The following is an 18,186-nucleotide window of genomic DNA, read 5'->3' as shown; positions in this document are numbered from 1 at the left end:
ACATGAACATTCCACGCTACTCTGATGATCTGCAAGTCGCGCTCGGGATCGCCGACCGCGTTGACGTCTTCACGATGCAGCGCTTCCGCGCAGCCGATCTCACCGTTGAAACAAAACCAGACATGAGCCCCGTATCGGACGCCGATCGCGGCGCTGAACGGCTCATTCGTGACATGCTCGGCCAGTTCCGCTCACGCGATGCGATCCTCGGGGAAGAGGAAGGCGAAACTGGCGTGTCCGGGCGGCGGTGGATCATCGACCCGATTGACGGCACGAAGAACTTTGTGCGTGGCGTGCCCGTGTGGGCCACGCTGATCGCGTTGGAGGAAAAGGGCGAGATCGTGCTTGGTATCGTCTCCGCGCCCGCACTTAAACAGCGCTGGTATGCGGCCAAGGGACTGGGCGCCTATAACGGCAGGTCGGCCACGAGTGCGCGCCGCCTCAGCGTGTCGAACGTTCACAAGATTGAAGACGCCTCGTTTTCCTATTCCTCGCTGGGCGGATGGAGCCAGCGCAATCAGCTGCGCGGTTTCATGCGCTTGGCACAAAGCTGCTGGCGTACACGCGCCTACGGTGATTTCTGGTCGTACATGCTCGTAGCAGAGGGTGCCGTTGACGTGGCGGCCGAACCGGAGCTGGAACTGTACGACATGGCCGCACTCGTTCCGATCGTTACGGAGGCCGGCGGTAGGTTCACGTCGCTCGATGGCACGGACGGCCCGTGGGGTGGCAACGCGATTGCGTCCAACGGGCGCCTGCACAGCGCGGCGCTCGAGATTCTTGACTCTGTTCGCGACGACGACGCATGAGATTCCTTCACACCTCGGATTGGCACCTGGGCAGGCGACTGCACGGGGCCGATCTGACGCCCGCGTTTGAAGCGTGGACTGATCACGTGGTGGAACTTGTAGCCACGCAGGACATCGACGCGCTGCTTATTTCTGGCGACGTGTATGACCGCGGCATTCCGCCGGTTGACATGGTGGAGCTGCTATCCGACACGCTCGCGAGGGCCTGTGAGCACACGCGCGTCATTATTATTTCCGGCAATCACGATTCGCCGCAGCGCTTGGGATTTGGTGCCAATCTCATGCGCCCGGGCCTGCACTTTTATACTGATTCCCGCCGAGCACACATTCCGGTGGTGATCCCGGATTCAGAAGGCAATCCGGGTGCCTACGTCTATCCCATCCCCTATTTGGATCCCGACGCCGAACGCGCCCGGCTTGCCGACGATCCGGCCGAACCGCTCGAGCGCAGCCACACCGCGGTGGTGGGTAAAGTGCTCGACAACATTCGCACGGATCTGGCTGCGCGGACTAATGGCGGCGGCCAGAAGCGCCCCTATGGCATCGTCATGGCGCACGCCTTCGTGGTTGGCGCGGAAGAATCCGATTCTGAACGTGACATCACGGTGGGCGGTGCGGGGCAGATACCGGCGTCGCTGTTTGACATACCGGGTATCGACTATGTTGCGCTTGGTCACCTGCATGGCCCGCAGCGCGTGGGCGGCCCGAACCGTGCAGATGGCCAGCCGCTCATCCGCTATTCGGGCTCGCCGATTGCGTTTTCATTTTCGGAGCAGAACCATCGCAAGTCGTCGGTGATTGTGGATACTCAGGCCAAGGATCCTATCGAATTGATTCCAGCTCCTGTGTACCGCAAGCTGGCCACGATCACCGGCACGCTCGAGGAGCTCCTGTCCGATAAGTTCGCCGACTACCGCGATCATTTCTTACGCGTGATCGTCACCGATCCGGACCGGCCAGCCGACCTGTTTGCGAAACTCACGCGGCATTTTCCGCACGTGCTCGAACATCAGCATTTGACCGATTCGACCGCCGTCTCGCTGGCAGAGCTCGAAGCGATCCGTAGCGAACCGCTTGCCGTGCTACGCGAATTTTTTGAAACATCGGGCGGGCGCAAGCTCACCGAGGTCGAACTTTCCCTGATCGCGGACACGTGGGATGCAGTAAGGCAGGCTCATGCAGTTTCGTAGGTTAGAGTTCAGCGCGTTAGGGCCATTTCCTGGTAAGCACCTCATTAACTTTGATGAGCTGATGGCCAGTGGCCTGTTCCTGTTCGATGGGCCAACCGGCGCCGGCAAATCATCCATTATTGATGCGATTGTTTTTGCGCTCTACGGGAAAGTGGCCGGCGACGAATCTGACGACTCGCGCATTCGTTCCGCCTATGCCGATGATCGCACGGAATCTTACGCCGACCTCATTTTCACTCTGCCTTCTGGTATTTATCGAGTCCGGCGTAGCCCGGCCTGGCAGCGCAAAAAGAAGCGCGGCGAAGGCACCACACCCGTTGCGAGCACAGCGAATCTATGGCGGCTTTCCGAGGCGGTGTTGGGCGACGACGATCCTGCCGGCGAACACATCGCTTCCGGTGCACGCGACGTCGGCGAGGCCCTCAGCCCGCTACTGAGCCTGACCAGGAAACAATTCGTGCAAACTATCGTGCTGCCGCAAGGACAGTTCGCCCAGTTTTTGCGGCTCAGTTCCACAGAGCGTTCCGCACTGCTTGAAACCCTGTTTGATACCGAGGATTACCGGACGTTTGCTCTCGAGCTCAAGAAGGCCGCCGACGCCGCGCAAGCTGACGTCACCGCGGCACAAGCCGAGGCCGAACGGGCCTTACACGCCTGGTGTGACATTGACGGGCTTGCCGAGAAGTTCGACGTCGAAAATCTAGCTTTTACGGACGTTGACGACGACACTCCGCTCACGTTTATTGCCAAGGCAGATGCCGAGCTCGCTGGGCAGAGCGCGGCGGCGAAAACGCTTGCTACCAAGGCGAAACAAACCTATGACAGCGCTGTACAAAAGCGTCAGAAAGCTGAGGAGCTCCGGCGCGCCCTGACCGATCTTGCCACGCTGAAGGCTCGGCGTGACGAGCTTTCCGCGCAGGCTGACAACATCAGCGAGCTTCGCGAGCGTGTGGCCCTGCATCACAAAGTGGCCACCGCCGTCGACAGGCTCGACTCGGCAGACGCGGCTCGCGCAGCGCTTGAGTCTGCCACCACGGGATTGCCCGATGGTGCCGGGGATCTTGTAGCGGCGATCGAGGCCGGCAACGTGGATCGCCTCGCCGTGCTTGCCGACGAACTTGTCACGACAACCGGCACCGAGATCGGCAAGCTGACGAAGAAGGCGGGGGCGTTGGACGCCGTCGTCGTGCTCGAAGAGGGCCTCGAGCGGCGTCGTGCCGAACTCGCCGCGCTCACCACCGACGCCGACAAGCTCGGTCAGGATATTGCAAAACTCAACCGCGAACTAGAGGCCTTTCCCGAGCAGCTTGCCGTATTGGATAAGCAGGTGGCCGCTGCTCGTGCTGACGGCGAGACGGCACCCGCCCGCGAGGCCGAGTTGAACACGTTGCAAGCCTTGCGCACCCAGCTGGAAAATTTGGCGCGTGTAAGCGACCAGGTGGCCAAGGCTCGCGAGCGCCACGAACGCGCCGATAGTCAACACCGCGAGCAGCTTGTTCGCGTGCGCGCTCTGACTGATCTGTGGCGGGAGTCGACCGCGGCGAACCTTGCCGAGGAACTTGTGGAAAACGAACCGTGCCCTGTTTGTGGTTCGGTGTCGCATCCACACCCGGCTACGCCGGGTGCCGAGTCTGCCACGCTCGCTGACGTGCAGGCCGCAGAAGAAGCACTCGCGCCGCTGGCCAAGGAGCTCGAGGTAGCCGCAAACGATCATGCCAAGCTCAAGGGCAACGAAGAAGAGCTTCGCAACGTGACTGGCTCGGCCGAGCTGGCCGACGTCGACCAGCAGATTGACACCGCATCCCAGCAGCTCGCCTCAGCGCAGGCCGCGAAAAAACTCGAGACCAAGCTGCTCGGTCAACGGGTCGAGCGTGAACGTGCTCACCAGCAACGCGAAAAGCAGCTTGCACAGCTGCAACAAGACCTCAGAGCGCTCAACGAGCGAAACGCGATCGCCGCGAAGAGTTTGGCAGACGATTCGGCCGCCGTCGCACAGGCACGTGGCAGCCATGAGTCCGTGGCGGCGCTTCGCGCCGATCTGCTTGCAAAAGAGTCGGAGCTGAGCGAACTGCGGGCACGCGGGCAGCTCATTGGTGAACGTGCCCGCGCCTACGACACGGCGCGCGTGCAGGCGCACGAGGCTCTCGATGCGGCTGGTCTGGACGCTGGTCAAGCACGCGCCGGATTCCTGGCGGCCGAGGCGCTCGCCCAGGCAGAAGCGGCCATCAGCGAACATGACAAGGCCGTCGCAGCCGTGCAGGCCCAGCTGGCGGATAAGCGTTTTGCTGACGTTACGGGCACCGAAGAGCCGGACGTGGCCGGGGCCCAGCAGGCCGAGATTGAGGCTGACCGCGAGTACCAAGAAGCCCAACGGGCTCACACGCTTGCCGAGAACCGCTCTTCTGCCTCAGCCCGGTTGCGCAAGAAAATCACGAAAGAACACAACACGTGGAAGCAGGCAGTTGCCAACGCAGGGCCCGCACTGCGCCTATCGAGCATCGCCAACGCCGAATCACAGTCACTATCGAAGATTCGGCTATCCACGTGGGTGCTCCTGCGCCGCTTCGAACAGATCGTTGACCGCGCCAACGAACACCTGCGCGAGTTCTCTTTCGGCCGCTACGAGCTCGCCCGTACCGACGACGCCGACGGCGAACGTAAAACCGGCTTGGGGTTGGAGATCATCCACCACGATTCCGGGCCACGCGGCGATCACCGGCGCGGAATCGGCACGCTCTCCGGCGGGGAAACGTTCTACACGTCATTGGCCTTGGCGCTCGCGCTATCCGAGGTTGTCCAGGCCGAAAACGGTGGTATTCGCATGGAAACACTCATTATTGACGAGGGTTTCGGCTCGCTGTCATCGGAGTATCTCCAATCAATCATGGACACGCTCGGAAAGCTACGCAAAGGCGGGCGCACGGTCGGCATCGTCAGTCACGTTGACGAACTTAAATCTATGATCAGTGACCGGGTGAGCGTTCGGCCACTACCGGACGGCGGTTCCACGCTCGCCGTCATCGCAGGAAACTAGCGCAGTTCGGCGGCAAGATCGGAACGCTCCACGACGTCGTACCACAGCAAGTCGATGTCACCCGATGCGATGAACGCCTGCTCGTCTCCATCAAGGGCGCGTTGGATGAGGTCGTCGTACCCGGGCTCATCGATGAGGATCGTTTCGACGTCGTCCCAGCTCACAGGCTCCGACAGTGTCAGGGCCGTCGGCAGCTGATCGGCGGGAGCCACCACCGTATCCGCCACCTCGGCAACGCAGAGCATGCGGCGCAATGGGTTCGCGGCGTCGCCGAGCTGTTGGACAGCATCTCGTAAGCGCCGGAAAGAATCGTCTGCGGCGGCGAGCGTGGCGATCATTTCCCAGCCTTCGGCGTCTTCGTGGGGAACCGCGCTTTTCAGTTGCGGTGTGACGCCGTGAACGAGGCGCGGGGAAATATCTGACTGCAAATCGGCTGGTTCCAACGGAATGTAGATGCGCATGCGCCCATTCTAATCGCTGATCAACTGCTGCCACAGCCTGCGTATGCCCGCAGAATATGCAGACCTGGGATAAGCCCGCGGCATGGCCTTGGCCGTAAGCTCGCACTCATCGAGGCGATCCTGATCGGAGTTGATGATCGTGCACGGAATCGGCGAATCGGCCACAAGCGCCTTCGCTTTCGCCTTCCCGTCCACACCGAGCGCTTTAGCCGCAGCCAGGATCACCCCATGTTGCTTCGGAATCTGCTCGCCCACGGAGTCCACATGTTCAATGAACCGGCGCAGCCCCACCGGGCTTCCGCGGCCAACATGTAGAACAACGTCAGCCGCGGCCAGCGCCGAGCGCGTAACGGCGTGCCGGTCTTCCCGCTGCGCACGCCCATCCATCCCGCCAGACAGGTCGATAATGATGTGCCCAGCTTGTTCAGCCAGCGGTTCCCACATGCGATCCACGACGACGCGCGGCAGTTCCCGCCACCGCTCCCCCGTGTTGAGCCCGGCAAGAAACATAGCTCGTTGTGCCTGCGCGGCCCGGCATGCGGCAGGAATATCAACCAGGGCCGAGTCCAGCATGTCACGCGGATCTTGCCCGCGTTCAATATGCCTAGCCACGGCCACAATCGCAGAGGTCTCCTCCACTCCGTACAGCTGTGCTAATGCGGGCCGCTGCGTGTCGGCGTCGACCACTAAAACGTCGTCGGCAACACTCGCCAGATCACGGACCAATGCCGATCTTCCCGTTGAACCGCCAGGGCCCCATACGACGATCTGTTTGCCGTGATGAGACGGCGCCTGCCCCACCTCCTCAGCACGCTCCATCAAGAAAGCTGGAATGTCCGCAACCGCCTCAGCGCCAAGCGCACGAATCCTGCGTGGCGGCATACGCCCCGGAACAATCCCCACCCGCACGCCGCGCGCCTGCCATCGGTTCACGAGGGAAAGATCGAGGCCGTCAAGATCACCGGAGACGAGCACGGTCGTTGCCAGCCCGGCATCCACTCCGGCTGTCACTTCAGCTAGATCAGCACAGCTACGCGCAACTAGATCCGAACGATCAAAACTGGCCAGATGGTTGATAACCTCCTCGTCGCGGCCATCAGGCAAACACAGTAAAATCACCGCGCATCACCCACTAGCACGAGACCATCTTGCGTGCCGAGCACTTCCAGAATTGCAGGAACATCAGCGGGCGCCACCCGAATATGCGCTTTTGTCACGCCTGTCGTACTGGGCGGCTCCACGGCAATCACCACTGCCCCGCCAGCAATACGATGCGCCTGCGCCTGCTCGTCAAACTGTGCAGCGCGCACACGCCACACTTCAACGCTATCGCCAATCTCAATGGAGGCCGGCAGCTCGGCGAGCAGTGGGACGGCGAGGTCGACGCCGTCGTGCTCGCCCGTCAACGCCGAATGTGCCAATAACTCTCCCTCGCCAACAGAATGCGCCGCAATCGCGCCGTCGGCAAGCTCGCCGTTCAGCACGTAGGCTGAGCCCACACTCTTTGGAAGCTCTGCGATCGTGAACTGACTGTGGTCCACAGGCGTTCCCGCCGCGATCGGCTGACTTGCGCGCAACACGGGTATCGTCTCCTCTCCACTGAGTAGCAGCGAGCCAGCAAGCCCGCCTCCAGCGATCAGAACAATCCCTATGGCAAGGCGCGGATCCTTCCACGGTGTCAATCTAGTCATGGTCCTAGACTCCCAAAAACACGCGGAACGTGATGAGGTTCTCCACAGGTTCGCCAACTGTTGACAACTTTGCTCGACGTCCAAAAATAGTGACAGTATTGAGCTATGGCTAGATTCTTAACAATCGCTGACGTGGCAGAATACCTCAACGTTTCCGCTGGGCAGATCCGTACTCTTATCAAGAACGGTGAGTTACCCGCGATCCAAGTTGGAGGGCGCGGCCAGTGGCGCATTGAAGAGACCAAACTCGCCGAATATGTTGAACGCGGTTACGAAACCACCCGGCGCAAGATCGCAGAAGGCGAATCTCTCTAACGTCTATTCGCCAACGTTTGGCTGATATGTGACACGGCAGAAAATGGGATCGCCACCGCATCCTCGTATGCTGGCACGTCAACCTCATAGACGGGTTCCCACTGCCGCGCATACGAACCACGCCGGCTTTCGGCGTCGTCGATAACGGTCACGAAATCACGCCCCACATCGGTCACCGTTCCAGCGACGACGCCGTCCGAGCACGTTATCGTCACGTGCGAGCCGCGCAATTCCCGCAACATTGACGCAAGTGACACGGGTATCCCCTCGGCTGCTTCGCGCGCATAATTTGCCGCTTGCACTCGCGTCACTGCAGCTATTCGTACAATGTGCTGGGTAGTACCACCGATTAACAGGAACCAGCCCTCGCCAGAGGTACCCACCGTGCCGGTCAGCTTACCCTGACCGGCGAGATACACGACGATACGTCGGCCCGCAAAGGCGCGGATCCGATCGGCAAATAGCTGAGTAGCACTTTCGGCTTGTGCAAGTTCGTCAGCTTCTGCCAACAACTCATCGCGCTCTTCCTGTTCGATCCGAGCCGCGATATCGTGCGCCAAAATTTCCCACGTCATGGTGGTAAACCTAGCGCACTTCACGTGGGCTGTTTTCTCACACAGCGGGATACCGGGTATACCCACTCGCCGCCCCACACAAACGCACTCATACTTTCTCATAGACCATCAAACAACATCAAACAACACGATCGGAGGCTTTCGTGCAGCACTCGCCCACCGCGCAGCTTCAGAGCCTGCTCGAGCTGGCCGCAGCCGGCACGCTCGCATTCATCGCGGCATGGTATCTGATCTCGGCGCTCGCTTACGTCTACGGCCGGTATGCCAAGCACGCCGGCATACGCGCAGCAGTTGCCCGATGGGGCCCGCCCTTCATCAAAACCCTTGCTGCCACCAGCCTCATCACCACTCCCGCACTGGCCGACACCGTCGATCTCAGCTGGGGTGCTGATGCGCCGGCTGTAGAGTCTGCTGTGGTGCACGCGCCGGCAGGACACCAGCGAGCAAAGCACACGCCACCGCGAACTACAGCACCACTGGACTCGTCACAAGACTTACCGCACACAACAGCACCACCGCACACAACACCATCACACCACACAGTCTCCCCCGGTGAGAGCCTGTGGTCGATCGCTGTCGACCACTACGAACCCCACAACGCCGCCGAGACTACCGAACTTGTCGAGCAACTGTGGGAAGCAAACCTTGACGTCGTCGAGGATCCCAATCTCATCTATCCCGGTCAACAATTAAGGATGCCGTAATGTCAGCAAACACTGCCGCCCAACTTGCCCCGCTGGCCGTCACAGTGCCGCCGCCATCAAGCCGGCCTCCGGCGCAACCCTACAAGGTCGACGGTCCTGCGCTGGCCACGCCGATGTTGGATTCGTCGCTCCCGCAGCGTTTTGACCGCGTAGCGTTCGCATCCCCGAAAGTCACGACCTCCATTTTTGCTGACCGCAGCGTCGAACCCGGCACGCAACTACCACCACCAGACAGGTTCGCAGCCACGCTTATCAAGCAGGCAGTCGAAGCGCTTCTTGGCCACCGGCCAGTACGCCAACTACAAACCTGGCTCCATCCGGCAGTCTATGAAGCATTCGTGCGGCGGGCTGGTCTTGGCCAGCGCATTAACGGACGGGCAGAAAAATGCCTGCCACCGCACGTGAAGAAGGTCGTCGTGTGTATACCGCGCGAAGGCGTGGCAGAAACATCCCTAGTTATTTTCGATGGCACCAAAATCCGTGCGGCCGCCGTGCGCCTCGAGGTACGCCGATCACGCTGGCACGCCACGGCTCTCGAGATTATCTAACGCTTACCACGCTGCTTCGACCGCTTTTTCGCGGCCCGACGCTGCGCACGATTCATCCCCGCCTGTGGATTTGACTGGGCATTCGAGTAAGTGAGCTTCTTCGTCGGCTCCGGCTTCTTCATGGGCAACGCTTGCTCAGATGTGGTTGCCTTCTTCTTGACCGGCTGTTTCTTAACCGCCTGCTTTTGCCCAATGAAAGCACTGCCACCGGCATCTACTCCGCTCAGCGCCGCGTTCTTCGCCGCCTCAACGGCCTCGCGAGCCATCTTCTCCGACGGGGTCTCAAAGTTCATGAGATGACGAACGGTCTCTTCCCGAATCGAATCGTTCATCTGTTGGAACAGCAGGTAGCCTTCCTGCTTGTATTCGACCAGCGGGTTACGCTGCGCCATCGCACGCAGGCCGATGCCCTCTTTGAGATAGTCCATCTCATACAAATGTTCCCGCCACTTACGATCCAACACGGTGAGCAACACTTGGCGTTCGATGTTGCGCATCTTGTCGCTACCAAGCTCGTCTTCTCGCTCGTCGTAAACGGCCTGCATGTCCTCGCGTAGCTCGGCGCGCAGCGTGTCACGGCTGAGCGAGTCGATCCCGCCATGAGCGTCAACGAGCTCTTCGGCTGAGAAGCTCGGCTTATAAATACCCTTGACGTCCGTCCACATCGCATGCATGTCCCACTCGTCGGCAGGCCCTTGAGCGTGCAGGTTGACGACGTCGTCAACAACGAAGTCCATGAACGAACCGATCTGATCGGCCACGTCTTCACCTTCGAGAATCCGCCGCCGTTCGGCATACACGACCGTACGCTGTTCGTTCATCACGTCGTCGTATTTCAACACGTTCTTGCGCGTCTCCGCGTTACGCGACTCAATCTGAGTCTGGGCCCGTTCGATAGCCGAGGATAGGATCTTGAAATCCAGCGCCTCATCTTCCGGACCATTCTTGAACGCCGCGGTCGCCCGCGTGTTACCAAACAGGCGCATGAGGTCGTCGTCGAGCGAGAGATAGAACCGCGATTCGCCCGGATCACCCTGACGTCCTGATCGGCCACGCAACTGGTTATCGATACGCCGCGATTCGTGGCGTTCCGAGCCGAGCACGTACAGGCCGCCCAGCTCCACAACCTCGTCATGCTCCGCCTTTACCTTGGCCTGCGCTTCCGCGAGAACCTCCGGCCACACGCTTTCGTATTCTTCCGCGTTCTCCTCAGGATCGAGCCCACGCGCGGCCATGAGATCGACGGCGATGTGCTCCGCGTTTCCGCCGAGCATGATATCCGTACCACGGCCGGCCATGTTGGTTGCCACAGTCACCGCATGCTTCCGCCCGGCCATGGCCACCACTTGAGCTTCACGCTCGTGCTGCTTCGCGTTGAGCACGGCATGCGGGATTCTCGCCTTCTTCAGCAGTGTCGACAGGTACTCGGAGTTTTCCACCGACGCCGTACCCACGAGCACCGGCTGCCCCTTCTGGTAGCGCTCTTTGATGTCCTCCACGATCGCGTTGAACTTGCCGTTCATGGTGGGATACACCAGGTCAGTCTTATCTTCGCGTTGCATGGGCATGTTTGTTGGAATAGGTACGACGCCGATATCGTACGTCGACGCAAATTCTTCGGCTTCCGTTTCCGCCGTACCCGTCATGCCCGACAACTTCTCATACAAGCGAAAGTAATTCTGCAACGTGATCGTAGCAAGCGTCTGGTTTTCGGCCTTGATCTGCACGCCCTCTTTAGCTTCGATCGCCTGGTGCATACCCTCGCTGTAACGCCGCCCGGGTAGTACGCGCCCGGTGTGCTCATCAACGATGTGCACTTCGCCGTCGGTCACAATGTAGTCCTGATCGCGAGTAAACAGCTCCTTGGCTTTAATCGCGTTGTTGAGGTAGCCGATGAGCGGGGTGTTTGCTGATTCGTACAGGTTGTCGATCCCCAGCATGTCTTCGATCTTTTCGATGCCCGGCTCGAGGATACCCACGTTGCGTTTCTTTTCATCGACCTCGTAGTCGATATCCCGTTTGAGATGATTCATCGCCTGCGCGAACATCGAATACCACTTGTTCGCATCGCCTTCAGCCGGCCCCGAAATGATGAGCGGGGTACGCGCCTCGTCGATAAGAATCGAATCCACCTCGTCCACGATCGCATAGTGGTGGCCGCGCTGCACGAGATTATCGAGGCTCATCGCCATGTTGTCACGCAGGTAGTCGAATCCGAACTCGTTGTTCGTGCCATAGGTAATATCGCACGCGTATTGTTCACGGCGCGTGTCAGGAGTGAGCCCGGAGGTGATACACCCGGTGGTCATGCCCAAGAACCGGTACACGCGCCCCATAAGCTCCGACTGGTAGGAAGCAAGGTAGTCATTGACTGTCACCACGTGCACGCCCTTACCAGGGATCGCGTTAAGGTAGGCGGTCAAGGTGGCCACGAGCGTCTTACCTTCACCGGTTTTCATTTCCGCAATATTGCCCAGATGGAGCGCTGCACCACCCATGATCTGTACGTCATAGTGCCGCTGGCCAAGCGTACGCACCGAGGCTTCCCGCACCACAGCAAAGGCTTCCGGAAGAAGATCGTCGAGTGATTCGCCGTCGTGATACCGCTTGCGGAACTCGTCGGTTTGCGCCTTGAGCTCATCATCGCTCATCTCCTGGAAAATGCTTTCCAGTTCGTTCACCTGATCGGTGATCTTCTCAAGCTTCTTCAGCAGGCGCCCTTCGCCAGCTCGCAGAATCTTATCGATAAGTTTGCGCACGTTCGCTCCTCGTCTAAGCTCCGAACAGTCTACAGCCAACTAGTACATTCGCTCTACCATGCCGTGAGCGAACGCGACGAGGTAGTCATACACCGGATAGTCGTCGAGCCCTACAAGGTACGTCAGTGCATCATCCACCCAGCTGCGTGCCACATCCCGGGTTTCAGCGACGACGTCGTGCTCCCGTAGCGCAGCCACGACGGCGGCGAGCCGGTCGCCTTCGTCGAGATTGCCCTGGCGCAGCGCCGCTAAGATTTCCGCGCCTGCCGCGTCTAGCTCACCCTCGGCTTCCCGCTTGTTGAGCAACAAAGTAGGGTACGTGGGCACGCCTTCGAGCAGGTCGGTGCCCGCGGTCTTGCCGGTGAGCTCGTCGTCGGATAGGTCGATGACGTCGTCGGCAATCTGGAACGCGACGCCGATCCGTTCGCCGAACTGTTCAAGCTTGTGGCTGATCTCGTCGGAGCCCCCGGCAGCCATCACACCGTGGTGTGCCGCCGCTGCAATAAGCGAACCCGTTTTGCCGGACAGCACGGCCACATGATGCTCGATCGGATCTTCGCCCTCACGCGGCCCAACGATCTCGTGTAACTGCCCCATGCACAAACGCTCAAAAGCGTTGGCATGCATGTAGATCGCCTTCTGCCCGAGCCCGGCAACAATCTTTGACGCCCGAGAAAAAAGCACGTCACCGGCCATGATCGCCGACGAATTACCGAAAATGTACTGTGCAGTTGGCACGCCGCGCCGCATCGGAGCTTCGTCCATGACGTCGTCGTGATACAACGACGCCAAGTGGGTCAGTTCCATCACCACCGCCGCATCAATGACGTGGCTCGAATCAGGATTCGGCCCAAGCTCGGCCGCTAACAAAGTCAGTAGCGGCCTCAGCCGCTTACCACCCGCGTCGGCGAGATGGGACGTGACAGGATCTGCAACGACGTCGTCTACCCGGGTCTGCTCGCGCAGGCGGTCTTCCACAACCGCCATGCGCTGCGAGATGCGCCGGGCAAACGGATCGTCACTGGAAAGAAATTCAGCTACGCTCACACAAACGACCCGTTGATGAAATCAAGAACCGGGCCGGGCAACACACCCAGCGCAACGGTCAAGATTGTGGCCATGATGATCGCCACGATCGACATGCCCTCAGACTCGACAGCCACGGTGGTTTCGCCCTCCGGTTCACGGAAATACATTAATTGAATGAGGCGGAAATAGAACACCGCGGTGGCCGCCGAAGCGAGCACTGCAATCACCACGAGCACGGTCTGCCCTGTGCCCACACCGGCTTGGAATACCCGGAACTTGCCAATGAAACCACCCGTGAGTGGAATACCGGCAAAGGACAGCAGGAACAGGCTCATCGCCGCAGCCAGAAGCGGGCTGCGCTTGCCGAGACCAGCCCAGCTGGAGAGCTTGGTGGCCTCGCCCAAGATGTTGCCGTTGGCGTCTTTTTCGCGCACGAGTGTCACGATACCAAACGCGCCGACGGTAGCAACTCCATAGGCCAACAGGTAGAACATGATCGACGTGAACGCCAGCTGCGTGGTCGCTTCCGAACCGTTCGGATGGTTGATCGCGTTGATCGCGATGAGGATGAAACCGGCGTGCGCGATTGACGAGTACGCGAGCAGGCGCTTGATGTCCGTTTGGATAAGACCCATCACGGTGCCAACCACGATCGTTGCGATGATGACGATCCACATGAACACGTTGACTGAATCGTGCACGAGCGAGGCGGTCCAGAAGAACACGCGTGCCATCGCAAGGAAAGCGGCGGCTTTCGTGCCTGCGGCCATGAAGCCTGTGATCGGTGTGGGTGCACCCTGGTAGACGTCCGGGGTCCACGAATGGAACGGCACCGCGCCCACCTTAAACAGCAGGCCGATGAGCACCATGATCGCTCCCACGGCAAGTAGCGCCGTGAAGTCGCCACCCGGGCCGAAGCGGAAGCGGATCACCGCGCCCACGAGCGACAGCGAACCGGTAGCACCGTAGATCAGCGCAGCACCCATGAGGAAGATCGCCGAGGAGAACGCGCCCAGAATAAAGTACTTCAGCGCGGCCTCTTGTGACAGCAAGCGCTTACGCCGCGAGGTTGCAGCCAGCACGTAGAGCGGCAGGGAAAGCACTTCGAGCGAGATGAACAGCGTGAGCAAATCGTAGGCCGAGGTGAAGGCCATCATCCCGCCCGTCGCAAACATGGCGAGCGGGAAGATTTCGGTCTGCTGGCGGCCGGCCTTCGTCATCTCCCGTTCGTCAGGCGACCCGGGGCGCGTGGCTGCAGAAGCGGCAAAGGCACCCTCGCGGGTTTCGCTGCGGTCGGCCATGACGAGGAAGGCGAGTAGCGCCGAGGTCAGGATGATCGCCTGCCCGATGAGCGAAATGTTGTCTTCTACCAGTCCGACGCTCTGGATTCCGGTCGGCACCCCTTCAAATCCGGTACCTGGCATGCCAGCGAGCGGATGGGCCGGAAGCGGCGACGACGACAGCGCCTGCGCTTGAATATTGGCAGCTTGCAGCTCGGTCCACCGCCACACGACTGCCACGAGGGCGGCGGCAAGCGAGATGAGCGAGCCCGCAATCTGGATTGGCCGGCGGAACCGGTGCGGCACAAAAGCTTCGACAAGCGTGCCCACGACCCCCGCACCGAGCACGATCAGCAGCGGAATAACTGCTACCCATTCAATGTGGAAGTTCACTTGTTGCTCCCTTCGCTCAGGTCAACATAGCTCGCATACTGCTCAGCTACCGGATTAATAGCCTCCAAGGCGGGAGCCGGATAGATGCCCAGCCCGAGCATGGCCGCAATAAGAACACCCACCACGACCTTCTCACGCCCATCAAGATCCTTAGCCTCCACGTCTGGCTTCGGGCCGGTAAACACGCGCTGGTAAGGCAACAGGATGTAGAGCGCTGCCAAGACGACGCCGATCACGGCCACAAGCGCAAATACCGGGCGTACCTTGAACGTGCCCATGAGAACCATGAATTCGGGGATGAATCCGGATAGGCCTGGAAGCGCGATCGTTGCAAGCCCTGCGATGAGGAATGCGCCCGCGATCAGCGGGGTGACCCGTTGCCAGCCGCCGTAGTCGGCGATCATGTGCGACTTGCCGCGCTGGCCGAGGAAGCCGACCACGAGGAACAGCGCTGCCGTTCCCACGCCGTGTGCCACCATGTACAAGATCGCGCCGGCCATCGCCGTCGTCGATCCAGAGAAAATACCTAGCACCATGAAGCCGAAGTGCGACACCGACGTGTAAGCCACGAGGCGCATAAGATTCTTGGACGCAATCGCCATGAGGGCGCCCCATATGATGGAAACCAGTGCTAGGACCATAATCACCGGCGCCGCCGTCGTTGATGCCTGCGGGAAGATCGGCAGGCAGATGGCGATCATGCCGAACGTGCCCATCTTGTCCAAAATGCCAACCAGCAATGTGGAGGTGCCCGCAGGTGCTTCCTCAGTCGCATCCGGTAGCCACGTGTGGACGGGCCACATCGGAGCCTTGATCGCGAACGCGATAAAGAAGGCGAGGAAGACCCACATTTGTGCAGACTCAGAGATCTGCAGGCCGGTGGCCAGGTTGTCGATCATGAAACCGCCAGCCCCACCCGGGCCGTATGCGTACACGGCGATGACGCCCACCAGCATGATGAGCCCGCCGAGCAGCGAATAAATGAGGAACTTCATTGCGGCCCGGCGCCGGTTCTCACTCTTGCCGTAGCGGCCGATCATGAAGAAAATCGGGATGATCATCAGCTCGAAGAGCACGTAGAACACGAACAGGTCACGTGCTGCGAACAGGCCGATGATGATCGCTTCCAACGCCAACACCCACGCCAGGTAGCCGTGGATGCGCTCGTCGTCGATTTCAGAAGAGGCGAGAATAACCACCGGAACAAGGAAGACGGACAGGGCGATCATAACTGCGCCCATGCCGTTGATACCCCATGCCAGGCTCACACCCAGTTGCGGGATCCACGAGTAGTTTTCGGCTACCTGAATGGTGCCTGCATTGGCGACGTCGAACTCGGTCACCAGCGCGACCACGTAGAGCGCCGCAACAACGACGGATAGGCCTAACGCGAGTGGGCGCGCGAACTTGCGTAAGGGCTTGATAAGCCACAGTGCGAGCGCGCCTGCCGCGGCGAGGAGAATGATGGTTGTCAGCCAGGGGAAGCTGGCCTCTGAAACTGTGTGCACGTCAATCTCCTCCTAGAACCCGATCGCCGCAACGACCGTGATGAGCGCTAGCACCACGCCAATCGAAATGTAGCTGGCATAGTTTCGCGCGTAGCCTGTTTGCAGTTTCCCGAGCTCGCTTCCGAGCGCGGGCCCGCCCTTCGCGATTGCCTCCACAGCGCCGTCAACCACCACGCGATCGGCAGCATCCGTTGCCGCAACAAGAGCCATACCGGGCCTCATGAACAGCGACTCGTTGATGTCGTCTTGGAACAGGTCGTTACGTGCCGCGCGGGTCAGGCCAGAGCCCACCGGGGCGGCCTTCGGCATCGGGTTCGCCACGTACATCTTCCATGCAATACCGACGCCGATAGCCACGGCAAGTAACGTTATGCCGGTAATGACCGGGATCGGCAGAACCGGATCCTCGTGTGCCATGTGTCCGATCGACGGCTCTAGCCACGTGAGGAATCCACCATAGTTGAGCACGGCGCCAAGGCCGAGCGAACCAACGGCCAGGATCGCCATCGGAACCCACATGAGTGCCGGTGGATCGTGCGGATGCTTCGCATCCGGGCCTTCGGAGCTCCAGCGTTCCTTTCCAAGGAAGATCCCGAAGAACAGGCGCGACATGTAGAAGGCCGTGAGCGCGGCAACTGCCACCGTGACCGATCCGAAGATCCAGGGCTGTACGCCCTCGCCGGTGAAGGCAGCTTCGATGATCTTGTCCTTCGAGTAGAAGCCCGAGAGGAATGGGAAACCAATGATGGCCAGATAGCCAGCAAGGAACGTGTAGTAAGTGATCTTCATGTGCTTGGACAGCCCGCCAAAGCCACGGATGGAGACCTCGTCATCCATCGCGTGCATGACCGCACCAGCACCAAGGAACATGTTGGCCTTGAAGAAGCCGTGCGTGACGAGGTGGAAGATCGCGAAGCCTGCACCTACCGGTCCGAGCCCGGCTGCCAGCATCATGTAGCCGATCTGCGACATCGTGGAGGCGGCCAGTACCTTCTTCATGTCGTCTTTCGCCGCACCCACGATCGCACCGAATACGAGCGTGATCAGGCCGATCAAGGTCACCACGAGTGCCGCCGTCGGGGCCGCCGCGTAGATCGCACCCGAGCGCACCATGAGGTAGACGCCCGCGGTCACCATCGTGGCCGCGTGGATGAGCGCCGACACCGGGGTCGGGCCGGCCATCGCGTCGCCCAGCCAGGCTTGCAGCGGGAACTGCGCCGACTTACCACAGGCAGCCAGCAGCAGGAACAGGCCAATGAACGTGGCCGCGCCGGTACTGAGCGTTGTGGTTTCGACGTCGGCAAAACTCAGCGAACCGATGTTGGCTACCATCGCCATCATCGCTACGAGCATGCCCAGATCGCCCACGCGGTTCATGACGAAAGCCTTCTTGCCCGCCGTCGCATATTCGGGAACGTGGTTCCAGAACGAGATGAGCAGGTAGGACGCCAAGCCGACGCCTTCCCAACCGAAGAACAGCACCACGTAGGAGTTCCCGAGCACGAGCAGCAACATGGCCGCCACGAACAGGTTGAGGTAGGCGAAGAAACGCCGCCGGTCCGGATCGTGCTCCATGTAGGCCACCGAGTAGATGTGAATGAGCGTGCCCACGAAGGTCACGAGCATGACGAACGTCATCGACAGCGGATCAACCCGCATGCCAAAGTCCACCGCAAACTCGCCGGGAATAAGCGTGAAATACGTGTTGTCAATAACGCGCGCGGCAGAGTCCATACCCAACAGCTGAATCGTGGCTCCGGCACCAACCAGTAGCGACGCCGTCGACGCGGCAATCGCCAGCCAGTGCCCCCACGCGTCGGCTGCTCGGCCTGCGAGCAAGAGAATCGCGAAACTCGCCAGCGGGATCGCGACGGTTAGCCAAATCATGTC

At 60.4% G+C, this 18,186-nt stretch carries 15 protein-coding genes; 6 read left to right on the top strand and 9 right to left on the bottom strand.

Annotated features, from left to right (window positions below; translation table 11 throughout):
- The first annotated feature begins 2 nt into the window (after positions 1-2).
- The 3 genes from hisN to EL234_RS07085 are packed head-to-tail and all read left to right on the top strand — an operon-like array spanning position 3 to position 5,033.
- Entirely contained in the window at positions 3-809 is an 807-nt protein-coding gene (hisN, locus tag EL234_RS07095; RefSeq protein ID WP_126416798.1) for a histidinol-phosphatase, read from the top strand.
- The gene (locus EL234_RS07090) at positions 806-1,999 is read left to right on the top strand and encodes an exonuclease SbcCD subunit D (RefSeq protein WP_126416797.1); all 1,194 of its coding nucleotides are present in this window, start codon (positions 806-808) and stop codon (positions 1,997-1,999) included. The genes hisN and EL234_RS07090 overlap by 4 nt, the downstream gene beginning before the upstream one ends.
- Complete coding sequence (locus EL234_RS07085) at positions 1,986-5,033, top strand: AAA family ATPase (protein WP_126416796.1); 3,048 nt, start codon at positions 1,986-1,988, stop codon at positions 5,031-5,033. Before EL234_RS07090 ends, EL234_RS07085 begins: the two co-directional genes overlap by 14 nt.
- Here EL234_RS07085 and EL234_RS07080 read toward each other — a convergent pair.
- From EL234_RS07080 to EL234_RS07070, 3 genes are read right to left on the bottom strand one after another with little or no spacing between them, the layout of a single operon-like run.
- The gene (locus EL234_RS07080) at positions 5,030-5,494 is read right to left on the bottom strand and encodes a DUF6912 family protein (RefSeq protein WP_126416795.1); all 465 of its coding nucleotides are present in this window, start codon (positions 5,492-5,494) and stop codon (positions 5,030-5,032) included. The genes EL234_RS07085 and EL234_RS07080 overlap by 4 nt on opposite strands.
- A 9-nt stretch (positions 5,495-5,503) precedes the next feature.
- Complete coding sequence (locus tag EL234_RS07075; RefSeq protein ID WP_126416794.1) at positions 5,504-6,613, bottom strand: hypothetical protein; 1,110 nt, start codon at positions 6,611-6,613, stop codon at positions 5,504-5,506.
- Positions 6,610-7,185 carry an SAF domain-containing protein gene (locus EL234_RS07070; RefSeq protein ID WP_126416793.1) on the bottom strand — a complete coding sequence of 192 codons (576 nt, stop codon included), beginning with the start codon at positions 7,183-7,185 and terminating at the stop codon, positions 6,610-6,612. The genes EL234_RS07075 and EL234_RS07070 overlap by 4 nt, the downstream gene beginning before the upstream one ends.
- Positions 7,186-7,290: 105 nt before the next feature.
- Here EL234_RS07070 and EL234_RS07065 point away from each other — a divergent pair, with 105 nt between their 5' ends.
- A complete protein-coding gene (locus EL234_RS07065; RefSeq protein ID WP_126416792.1) occupies positions 7,291-7,500 on the top strand; it encodes a helix-turn-helix domain-containing protein in 210 nt (69 codons plus the stop codon).
- Here EL234_RS07065 and EL234_RS07060 read toward each other — a convergent pair.
- Entirely contained in the window at positions 7,497-8,075 is a 579-nt protein-coding gene (locus tag EL234_RS07060) for a hypothetical protein (RefSeq protein WP_126416791.1), read from the bottom strand. The genes EL234_RS07065 and EL234_RS07060 overlap by 4 nt on opposite strands.
- Before the next feature lie 143 nt (positions 8,076-8,218).
- Here EL234_RS07060 and EL234_RS07055 point away from each other — a divergent pair, with 143 nt between their 5' ends.
- Positions 8,219-8,779, top strand: a complete 561-nt coding sequence (locus EL234_RS07055) for a LysM peptidoglycan-binding domain-containing protein (RefSeq protein ID WP_164712435.1) — start codon at positions 8,219-8,221, stop codon at positions 8,777-8,779.
- Positions 8,779-9,327: an Rv3235 family protein gene (locus EL234_RS07050; protein WP_126416789.1), complete on the top strand. Its 549-nt coding sequence runs from the start codon at positions 8,779-8,781 to the stop codon at positions 9,325-9,327. Before EL234_RS07055 ends, EL234_RS07050 begins: the two co-directional genes overlap by 1 nt.
- Here the strand turns inward: EL234_RS07050 and secA are convergent.
- From secA to nuoL, 5 genes are read right to left on the bottom strand one after another with little or no spacing between them, the layout of a single operon-like run.
- On the bottom strand, positions 9,324-12,086 hold the full coding sequence (secA, locus tag EL234_RS07045) for a preprotein translocase subunit SecA (protein WP_126416788.1): 2,763 nt from the start codon (positions 12,084-12,086) through the stop codon (positions 9,324-9,326). The genes EL234_RS07050 and secA overlap by 4 nt on opposite strands.
- A 39-nt stretch (positions 12,087-12,125) precedes the next feature.
- Positions 12,126-13,133 carry a polyprenyl synthetase family protein gene (locus EL234_RS07040; RefSeq protein ID WP_241968971.1) on the bottom strand — a complete coding sequence of 336 codons (1,008 nt, stop codon included), beginning with the start codon at positions 13,131-13,133 and terminating at the stop codon, positions 12,126-12,128.
- A complete protein-coding gene (gene nuoN, locus EL234_RS07035; protein ID WP_126416787.1) occupies positions 13,130-14,788 on the bottom strand; it encodes an NADH-quinone oxidoreductase subunit NuoN in 1,659 nt (552 codons plus the stop codon). The genes EL234_RS07040 and nuoN overlap by 4 nt, the downstream gene beginning before the upstream one ends.
- Complete coding sequence (locus tag EL234_RS07030) at positions 14,785-16,296, bottom strand: NADH-quinone oxidoreductase subunit M (RefSeq protein WP_126416786.1); 1,512 nt, start codon at positions 16,294-16,296, stop codon at positions 14,785-14,787. Before EL234_RS07030 ends, nuoN begins: the two co-directional genes overlap by 4 nt.
- A 12-nt stretch (positions 16,297-16,308) precedes the next feature.
- A complete protein-coding gene (nuoL, locus tag EL234_RS07025) occupies positions 16,309-18,183 on the bottom strand; it encodes an NADH-quinone oxidoreductase subunit L (RefSeq protein ID WP_126416785.1) in 1,875 nt (624 codons plus the stop codon).
- Positions 18,184-18,186: the final 3 nt, after the last annotated feature.

It is taken from the genome of Trueperella bialowiezensis (assembly GCF_900637955.1).
GTDB lineage: Bacteria > Actinomycetota > Actinomycetes > Actinomycetales > Actinomycetaceae > Trueperella > Trueperella bialowiezensis.
The sequence above is the reverse complement of the archived record's forward strand: the minus strand, read 5'-3'. Positions and strand labels throughout refer to the sequence as shown.

Bases quoted from the DNA above. Each gene is read 5' to 3' on its own strand.
- EL234_RS07085 (WP_126416796.1), top strand. From the start codon at position 1,986: ATGCAGTTTCGTAGGTTAGAGTTCAGCGCGTTAGGGCCATTTCCTGGT.
- EL234_RS07070 (WP_126416793.1), bottom strand. From the start codon at position 7,185: ATGACTAGATTGACACCGTGGAAGGATCCGCGCCTTGCCATAGGGATT.
- nuoL (WP_126416785.1), bottom strand. From the start codon at position 18,183: ATGATTTGGCTAACCGTCGCGATCCCGCTGGCGAGTTTCGCGATTCTC.
- EL234_RS07060 (WP_126416791.1), bottom strand. From the start codon at position 8,075: ATGACGTGGGAAATTTTGGCGCACGATATCGCGGCTCGGATCGAACAG.
- hisN (WP_126416798.1), top strand. From the start codon at position 3: ATGAACATTCCACGCTACTCTGATGATCTGCAAGTCGCGCTCGGGATC.
- EL234_RS07050 (WP_126416789.1), top strand. From the start codon at position 8,779: ATGTCAGCAAACACTGCCGCCCAACTTGCCCCGCTGGCCGTCACAGTG.
- EL234_RS07080 (WP_126416795.1), bottom strand. From the start codon at position 5,494: ATGCGCATCTACATTCCGTTGGAACCAGCCGATTTGCAGTCAGATATT.
- EL234_RS07065 (WP_126416792.1), top strand. From the start codon at position 7,291: ATGGCTAGATTCTTAACAATCGCTGACGTGGCAGAATACCTCAACGTT.
- EL234_RS07090 (WP_126416797.1), top strand. From the start codon at position 806: ATGAGATTCCTTCACACCTCGGATTGGCACCTGGGCAGGCGACTGCAC.